This is a genomic window from Acidovorax sp. KNOB132, from assembly GCF_057541515.1.
In genome coordinates this window covers 1-5,555 of sequence record NZ_BAAJYT010000234.1, presented here as the reverse complement: position 1 = coordinate 5,555, position 5,555 = coordinate 1, and the positions used below count along the sequence as shown (strand labels likewise).

The window sequence follows — 5,555 nt, the reverse complement described above, 5'->3', positions numbered from 1 at the left end:
CCACCAGCACTACCTGCCCGCCCCCGCTGCGCCACCGCCCGGGCCAGCGCCGGCAGCACCAGAGGCCACTCGGCCCCGCCCTGCGGCGGCTGCAGCACCTCGGTCATGGCCCCCAGGGGCCATCCCCCACCGGGCAGCGCCGCATCCAGCAGCGCATGGCCGGAAGGCTGCACGCGCCCGTTCTGCGCCGTGAGCGCATCGCCCTGCCACACGCCGGGCAGTTCCAGGCGGGCAGCGCTTTCCCTGCGGGCGGCGGCGTCCGGTGGGAGGAAGGCAAGGGCAAGGCGGGACATGGGGCGGTTATCGAAGACTGTTTAAATATACAGCATTCAAATCCGTTGCGGCCCAGTGCCATCCGCAGATACCGCCCCATGAAAAAAGCCTGCGGGCACGCAGGCCGGCAGGCTTTGGCAGGTTCGGCCCCGGGCGCCAGGGCGGCGGCCGGAATTGAGGAACCTGGGGAAAAGGAGCTAAAGGGAAGCGCCCTCTCTCACTTCTTGTAGTTGGCCAGGCCTTCCACGATTTCCTGGTGGGCGGCCTCGATGCCTTCCCAGCCCAGCACCTTGACCCACTTGCCTTCTTCCAGGTCCTTGTAGTGCTCGAAGAAGTGGCTGATGGCCTTCAGGCGCATCGGGTTCACGTCGTCCACGGTCTTCCAGTTTTCGTACATCTTGAGGACCTTGGTGGTGGGCACGGCCAGCACCTTGCCATCGACACCCGCTTCGTCTTCCATCTTCAGGATGCCGAGCGCGCGGCAAGGCACGACCACGCCGGGCAGCAGCGGATAGGGGGTGATCACCAGCACGTCCACCGGGTCGCCGTCGCCGCTCAGCGTTTGCGGCACGTAGCCGTAGTTGGAGGGGTAGTACATGGCCGTGGTCATGAAACGGTCCACGAAGATGGCGCCCGATTCCTTGTCCACCTCGTACTTGATGGGGTCCGAGTCCATGGGGATCTCGATGACCACATTGAAGGTTTCAGGGGTGTTCTTGCCAGGGGTGACGTTGTTGAGGGACATGGATCTCTGAAGGTTGAGGAGGTGATGGGCTCCGGCGGCCGCGGGGCCAGCCCGCGCCGGGCCGGGGGTGGCGCGATTTTAGGCGCACGCCCGGCCGCGCTTGCCCGCGCGGGCCCTTGGCAGTAAATTGGCTGCGTTGGCCAATCGTCTCCGCCTGCTCGCACGCAGGCCCCGGGGCACGAGGAAGCAACGCAGCGGAAGCACCACCGATGCGTTGTGTTTCCTTTCCGTGCAATCGACACCCCAAGGAGAAAGAGCATGGCGAACCCGGCAGCGTTGAACCCTCCCCTGATACTGGCCCTGATCTGCGGATTGATCGCGGTGGCCTACGGCCTCTGGGCCCGCCGCTGGATCCTTTCCAAGGACCCGGGCAACCCCCGCATGCAGGAGATCGCCGGCGCCATCCAGGCCGGCGCGGCCGCCTACCTGGCGCGCCAGTACCGCACCATCGCCATCGTGGGCGTGGTGCTGGCCGTGCTCATCGGCCTGTTCCTCGATGCCATGACGGCCGGGGGCTTCGTGGCCGGCGCGGTGCTGTCGGGCGCCTGCGGCTTCATCGGCATGAACGTGTCGGTGCGCGCCAACGTGCGCACCGCCCAGGCCGCCACGCAGGGCATGGGCCCGGCGCTGGACGTGGCCTTTCGCGGCGGCGCCATCACCGGCATGCTGGTGGTGGGCCTGGGGCTTTTGGGCGTGACCGGCTTTTGCTGGCTGCTGGTGGGACGCGGGCAGTTCACGCCCACGGCCGATCTGGCGGCGCTGCTCAACCCGCTGATCGGCTTTGCCTTCGGCTCCTCGCTGATCTCGATCTTCGCGCGGCTGGGCGGCGGCATCTTCACCAAGGGCGCGGACGTGGGGGCCGACCTGGTGGGCAAGGTGGAGGCCGGCATTCCCGAGGACGACCCGCGCAACCCCGCCGTGATCGCCGACAACGTGGGCGACAACGTGGGCGACTGCGCCGGCATGGCCGCCGACCTGTTCGAGACCTACGCCGTCACGCTGATCGCCACCATGGTGCTGGGCGCCCTCATGGTGACGGCCGCGCCGGTGGCCGCGGTGACCTACCCGCTGGCGCTGGGAGCGGTGTCCATCCTCGCGTCCATCGTGGGCTGCTTTTTCGTCAAGGCCTCGCCCGGCATGAAGAACGTGATGCCGGCCCTGTACAAGGGCCTGGCGATCGCGGGCGTGATCTCGCTGGTGGCCTTCTGGTTCGTCACCGCCTGGCTGGTGCCGGACAACGCCATCGCGGCCAGCGGCAGCCAGATGCGGCTCTTCGGCGCCTGCGCGACGGGCCTGGTGCTCACGGCCGCGCTGGTGTGGATCACCGAGTTCTACACCGGCACGCAGTATTCGCCCGTGCAGCACATCGCACAGGCCTCCACCACGGGGCACGGCACCAACATCATCGCGGGGCTGGGCGTGTCGATGCGCTCGACCGCCTGGCCGGTGCTGTGCGTGTGCCTAGCCATCTTGGTGTCGTATGCGCTCGCGGGCCTGTACGGGGTGGCGGTGGCGGCCACGGCCATGCTCAGCATGGCGGGCATCGTCGTGGCGCTGGATGCCTACGGCCCCATCACCGACAACGCCGGCGGCATCGCCGAGATGGCCGAAATGCCCGCCAGCGTGCGCGAGATCACCGACCCGCTGGACGCCGTGGGCAACACCACCAAGGCCGTCACCAAGGGCTACGCCATCGGCTCGGCGGGGCTGGCAGCGCTGGTGCTGTTCGCCGACTACACGCACAAGCTCTCGGCCTATGGCCAGGCCATCCGCTTCGACCTGTCGGACCCGATGGTGATCGTGGGCCTGTTCATCGGCGGGCTCATCCCCTACCTGTTCGGCGCCATGGCGATGGAGGCCGTGGGCCGCGCGGCGGGCGCGGTGGTGGTCGAGGTGCGCCGCCAATTCCAGACCATCCCCGGCATCATGGACGGCACCGGCAAGCCCGAGTACGGCAAGGCGGTGGACATGCTGACCACCGCCGCCATCAAGGAGATGGTGGTCCCCAGCCTGCTGCCGGTGGTGGTGCCCATCGCCGTGGGCCTGCTGCTGGGGCCGAAGGCGCTGGGCGGGCTGCTGATGGGCACCATCGTGACCGGCCTGTTCGTGGCGATCAGCATGTGCACCGGCGGCGGCGCCTGGGACAACGCCAAGAAATACATCGAGGACGGCCACCACGGCGGCAAGGGCAGCGAGGCGCACAAAGCCGCCGTCACCGGCGACACCGTGGGCGACCCCTACAAGGACACCGCCGGCCCGGCGGTGAACCCGCTCATCAAGATCATCAACATCGTGGCGCTGCTGATCGTGCCGCTGGTGGTGCGGTTTCACGGGGGGTGAGCCCGCCCCGGCCAGGCAGCGGCCTGGAGCCCAGCGGCTTGGGGCCTATTGCCCGTTCACCAGCAGGCGCGTCGCCTCCGACGTCTTGACGCCGTTGGCATTGGCCGTGCGCACGACCAGACCCTTGTACCGGCCCGAGGCGACCAGCCAGGTGTAGCTGACGTTGGCCGTCGTCGCGCCACCGGCCAGCCCAATGCTTTTTCGAATCCGCAGGCCGTTGTTGTCGTAGGTGTAGCTGGTGGAATCCTGCGCATTGGTTACCGAATCCGCCGGCCTTTCAATGTAGCGATGTATTGGTACGACGCTCAAACTTGCAAATTCGGAGGTTTTGAGAGGTTCCGGGAAGAATAGTCACCGGACTATTGCGGAGAGGGCTTTAGCTCTATCGATTTCCTTGGAGAAATTTGCTGGGAAACAGATACTGCTAAAACCATACCTTGCAAATCATGCGCCCATCAACCCGAAAAACTCCGATTTAGATCAAGGGCTTGGAATTTTTTCAGAGCGGACTGCTTATTTTGTAGCAATTCATTCTGATAATCCGATCCACAAAGATTGGGCTTGGCTTCAATTGGATGCACGACGCAACTCCACTTCACTTTACCCTGATCAAGGGTCGGTTCTTGCAACACAACCACTGCGTACTTGGTGCTTTGAATCACGATCGCCCCATCTGCTGTCACCCAACCGAAGTCGAATTTCATCGGGGCCAAGCCGGGAGGCGGTGGCAACTGCAATACGCCCGCCTGAGGTACAGGCTTTCCAGGGTTTGCAATCAATGACTTGGCAATTTCAATCTTCAATCGTGCAGTGTGAGCGACGATAAGACTGACATACTTTTTGGGAGTAACTTCATCTACGTGACCGCATGCCACCAGCACAAAGCCAATGCATACCAATGCAAATCGTTGAATTAGCGAGAGCATGAACACCCCACATCACCGTTGTTAAGCGCCTTACGAAATTGCCCCTGCAACTGAGGCGTTATTATGTTTGTGGCTTTCTCGTCAAGCTGACGATGACGGTATCCCACAGGATTACCCATTCGAAATTGATTACTTAACAAGAAATTTCCAGCATTTTGATTGACATGCAGCATTTCGTGAGCGAGTGTTTGCAAGAAATCGCTTCGGATAAACTCATCTACTGATGTGTTTTTATCGCCGTAATTTCTTGAGTTTAACTGGATGTTATTGAACCAGTCAGTTTTCCCTGTTCCATCTTCACCCATGTTCGTCATCGTGATTGAGTTGGCGAGCTTACGAATTCTTCAGGATTGGCACATTTAAGCGTTGCCACCGCTTTTCTGATTTCCTCATCAGTAGACAATCCCAACCTGTCGGTGTGGGAGAGCGGATTGCCGCCTACATAGCTGTACGTGTTCCACCCACCTGCAAGACCAATCGGATCACTCTGCGCATATCTCCCCCACCCTGGAACGTAATCCCGATTCCAATTCTGGTGAATCCCCGACTCCACGTCATAGTACTGACCTGGAAAGCGCAGATTGAATACAAAGTCCGCCTGACCCGCAGGACTGCTCTCGGCTGGCGCGGTGCCGAACGGCTCGCTCATCCAACGCCAGCGCACCGTGTTGGCACGATCAACCACCACCCGCGGAGTATTCAAACGGTCTGCATGGATGTAGTAGACCTGTGGCGCATTCGAAGCCGCATTGGCGCCATACGCGGAATCCGGAGTGAAGATCGCCAAGGGCATGTCTCCCAGCCAGACGATTTCCCGGATCGGATTGCCTGACGCGTCGTATTCGCCCAGTAGATGGCCTTCGGCGTCGTACACAAAAATCGTTGTACCACCGGCCAGCCCCGTGCTCTTTCGCACCCGCAGGCCGTTGTTGTCGTAGGTGTAGCTGGTGGAGCCCTGCGCATTGGTTGCCCGAACCAGCCGGCCTTTCAAGTCGTATTGCAGCGCGAAGTTGCCATCCGACGTGGTGTTGCCCGCTGCGTCATAGGTCAGCGTGATCGCTGGCTTATCGATGGAGGCCAACTGGTTGCTTTTGGGCTTGAGGTTGTACCAGCTCGATACGCCGTTGTCCGAGGCCACGTTGATGCGGTTGCCTGTACCGTCATACATGTAGGTCCAGGTTCCTTGGGCGGTGCTCACCTGTGTCAGTCTGCCCGATGCGTTGTAGCTGAACTGCTGATCCAGCGAGGGAGCCGATGAGCCGCTCGTTGCA

At 62.5% G+C, this 5,555-nt stretch carries 6 protein-coding genes and 1 pseudogene; 1 reads left to right on the top strand and 6 read right to left on the bottom strand.

Annotated features, from left to right (window positions below):
- Positions 1 to 293, bottom strand: a pseudogene (locus AC27IO_RS19715) (hypothetical protein); the annotation flags it as partial.
- A gap of 197 nt (positions 294 to 490) precedes the next feature.
- Positions 491 to 1,018 carry an inorganic diphosphatase gene (ppa, locus tag AC27IO_RS19710; protein ID WP_272569020.1) on the bottom strand — a complete coding sequence of 176 codons (528 nt, stop codon included), beginning with the start codon at positions 1,016 to 1,018 and terminating at the stop codon, positions 491 to 493.
- A 258-nt stretch (positions 1,019 to 1,276) separates the two neighbouring features.
- Here ppa and AC27IO_RS19705 point away from each other — a divergent pair, with 258 nt between their 5' ends.
- Complete coding sequence (locus AC27IO_RS19705) at positions 1,277 to 3,358, top strand: sodium-translocating pyrophosphatase (protein WP_284412829.1); 2,082 nt, start codon at positions 1,277 to 1,279, stop codon at positions 3,356 to 3,358.
- A 45-nt stretch (positions 3,359 to 3,403) separates the two neighbouring features.
- Here AC27IO_RS19705 and AC27IO_RS19700 read toward each other — a convergent pair whose 3' ends face one another.
- From AC27IO_RS19700 to AC27IO_RS19685, 4 genes are all read right to left on the bottom strand, one after another.
- On the bottom strand, positions 3,404 to 3,667 hold the full coding sequence (locus AC27IO_RS19700) for a hypothetical protein (RefSeq protein ID WP_498740319.1): 264 nt from the start codon (positions 3,665 to 3,667) through the stop codon (positions 3,404 to 3,406).
- Positions 3,668 to 3,813: 146 nt separating this feature from the next.
- Positions 3,814 to 4,290 carry a hypothetical protein gene (locus AC27IO_RS19695; protein ID WP_498740318.1) on the bottom strand — a complete coding sequence of 159 codons (477 nt, stop codon included), beginning with the start codon at positions 4,288 to 4,290 and terminating at the stop codon, positions 3,814 to 3,816.
- Positions 4,272 to 4,598, bottom strand: coding sequence for a hypothetical protein (locus tag AC27IO_RS19690; protein ID WP_498740317.1), 327 nt, complete (start codon positions 4,596 to 4,598; stop codon positions 4,272 to 4,274). Before AC27IO_RS19690 ends, AC27IO_RS19695 begins: the two co-directional genes overlap by 19 nt.
- Positions 4,595 to 5,555: RHS repeat domain-containing protein (locus tag AC27IO_RS19685; protein WP_498740315.1), on the bottom strand; the 961-nt coding region annotated here is incomplete at its 5' end. The genes AC27IO_RS19685 and AC27IO_RS19690, both read right to left, overlap by 4 nt.